The sequence below is a fragment of the Micromonospora deserti genome, from assembly GCF_003236335.1.
In the GTDB taxonomy this organism is placed as follows: Bacteria; Actinomycetota; Actinomycetes; order Mycobacteriales; family Micromonosporaceae; genus Micromonospora; species Micromonospora deserti.
In genome coordinates this window covers 1-1,809 of record NZ_POUB01000486.1, presented here as the reverse complement: position 1 = coordinate 1,809, position 1,809 = coordinate 1, and the positions used below count along the sequence as shown (strand labels likewise).

Below are 1,809 nucleotides of genomic sequence, written 5' to 3'. Positions count from 1 at the left end.
CCCTGACCCACCTCCGCGACCGCAGTTCGGCCAGCCATCCGCCGCCGCGGATACCCGGTTCGCCCGCGCATCAGGTGCGAGAGCGCCAACAGGTTGGGGCCGGGGCGGGATCAGTGGACGTCGTACGCGAGGACCGGGGTGCCGTCGGCACGCAGCAGCTCCAGGCGGACCAGCTCGGCGCCGGTGAACCGGGTCGCGCCGGTGATGCGGAGATCGTCGCCGGGGGCGGCCAGCCAGGAGCCGATCTGCTCCGTCGCGCCGTCCGGGCCGTGCGCCATCAGCCGGAAGGTGTACGCCTTGCCGTAGCCGGCCCTCGCGTCGTACCCGCAGCGCATGATCACCTCGGTGCCCCAGTCGGTGCCGGCCAAACCGATCTCGGCGTGCACCGGAACCGTGCCGGCCACCGGCTGCATGGCCACCATCCGCACCTCGCCGGGCGGCGGCGTGTTCGCGTCCCGGGGCAGTACGACGGCGGTGCCGAAGCCGACGACCAGGGCCAGCGCGGCGGCGGCCAGCCCGGTGACCGCGTACCGCCGGCGGGTGGCCGATCGCTCGCGGCGCCGGCGCTCCCGCGCGGCGGTCAGCAGGTCCGGCAGCCGGGACTGCTCCGGCGGCGGCAGGAACTGCTCCAGGCCGGCCGGGTCGAGCCGGCCGAGCAGCCCGGGCAGCACGGCGATCTCGGCGACCGCCTGCCGGCAGGCGGCGCAGCCGGCGAGGTGCCGCTCGTAGCTCGCCCGCTCGGCGGGAGCCAGCGCACCCAGCACGTACGCGCCGTCGTCGTACGCGAACTCGCACCGGGTCATCCCGTCACCCCCATCTCGGCCAGGACCAACCGTAGTGAGCGCAGCGCGTAGTGCGTCCGGGACTTCACGGTGCCCGGCGGCACGCCCAGCCGGGAGGCCGCCTCGGCCACCGACCGCCCCTGGTAGAAGCACTCGACCAGCACCTCACGGTGGGTGGGGCTGAGCCGGTTCAGCGCCTCGGCGACGGTCCAGGCCTCCACTGCGCGCTCCGCCTCGTCCACGGTCTCCGGGGGTTCGGGCAACTCGTCGGTGTAGACCTCGCCGACCCGGGTGGACCGGCGGCGCCAGGCGTCGATGGCCAGGTTGCGGGCGGTGGTGAAGAGCCAGGCCCGGACCGAGCCGCGCCGCGGGTCGAGCGACTCCGGGTGCCGCCACGCCCGCAGCAGCGTCTCCTGCACCAGGTCCTCGGCCCGCTGCCGGTCGCCGTTGACCAGCCGCAGGGCGTGCGCGTACAGCGCCTCCGCGTGCTCGTCGTGCAGCGCGCGAAGCAGTTGGGCGTCGTGGTCGCTGATGGCGGTCTCCTCGCTTCCGACGCGAGTCCGGCGATGCGGTCGCCGGGAAATACGTGCGGTCACCCCGATCGGTTCAGCGGCAGGTCACCACGGTATTCCCGGCGCAGGTGTTCACGCCCAGTTCACACCTGCGCCGACGACCGCTCACCACGCTCTCCTAGCGTCCGGCGGGTACGCACGTCAGCGGCTGATCCGGCGTGCGCCGACCCCATCCAGGAGGCTCCTTCACATGAGCGACCGTCCTCGGCTGCTCCCGCTGGCGGGCGCCCCGCGCCACGGCAGCCGCGATGCCATGACCTGTCTCTACCGGTGCGGCAACGCCTGTGACCATCCCGTCCCGAACACCTCCGACAACGCGTACTTCGGGGACATGGTGAACGCGGCGGTCTCGCGCCGCGGCGTGGTCCGGGCCGGCGCGGTCGGCGCGCTGGTGCTCGGCTTCGGTGGCGCGGCGGCCGGCGCGCTGGCCGGCGCCGCCCCCGCCGCCGCCGCCC

2 protein-coding genes and 1 pseudogene are annotated in these 1,809 nt (G+C 74.8%); 1 reads left to right on the top strand and 2 read right to left on the bottom strand.

Annotation, left to right across the window (positions count from 1 at the left end; translation table 11 throughout):
• Positions 1–110: 110 nt before the first annotated feature.
• The gene (locus tag C1I99_RS31405) at positions 111–803 is read right to left on the bottom strand and encodes an anti-sigma factor family protein (RefSeq protein WP_111137753.1); all 693 of its coding nucleotides are present in this window, start codon (positions 801–803) and stop codon (positions 111–113) included.
• On the bottom strand, positions 800–1,315 hold the full coding sequence (locus C1I99_RS31400) for a sigma-70 family RNA polymerase sigma factor (protein WP_111137754.1): 516 nt from the start codon (positions 1,313–1,315) through the stop codon (positions 800–802). Before C1I99_RS31400 ends, C1I99_RS31405 begins: the two co-directional genes overlap by 4 nt.
• Before the next feature lie 229 nt (positions 1,316–1,544).
• On the opposite strand from C1I99_RS31400, the pseudogene C1I99_RS31395 reads away from it, so the two are divergent.
• Positions 1,545–1,809: pseudogene (locus tag C1I99_RS31395) on the top strand (phosphatase); the annotation flags it as partial.